Source organism: Tritonibacter sp. SIMBA_163 (assembly GCF_046535935.1).
GTDB lineage: Bacteria > Pseudomonadota > Alphaproteobacteria > Rhodobacterales > Rhodobacteraceae > Epibacterium > Epibacterium scottomollicae.
On the sequence record NZ_JAWJBP010000173.1, the window covers coordinates 1 to 369 of the forward strand.

The window sequence follows — 369 nt, forward strand, 5'->3', positions numbered from 1 at the left end:
GAAAGTTTAAGGTGTTTTTTGGATCAGTAATGAAAGCGAAGAATAACCATACTAAGAAGGAAAAGAATATGTATATGAGTAAATATTTCGCGTTAAACCTTTTTGGATTGCGATTTAAGAAATATTGAACAGGTGCAGCAAAGATTAAATAAAAGATAAAGAGAAGAACACTTATTAGGAAGTATGGTATGTAGCCGTCATAACCAATGCCAAAAACATAAACAACAGCAGCTGATAACGCGGACAAGACATGAACAAATATGATCCTTAAAACTTGCATGTTTATAACCTCTTTCTTAATGAATGCTTCTTCAACATTGTCTAGATCCTCCTTAAAATCATTTTAAAACTACTGTTCTACTTAGAAAT

General features: G+C 31.4%; 1 protein-coding gene. It reads right to left on the reverse strand.

Annotation, left to right across the window (positions count from 1 at the left end):
• The coding region (locus R0J92_RS21950; RefSeq protein WP_411053204.1) for a UPF0715 family protein at positions 1-280 on the reverse strand (280 nt) is incomplete at its 3' end.
• Positions 281-369 lie beyond the last annotated feature (89 nt).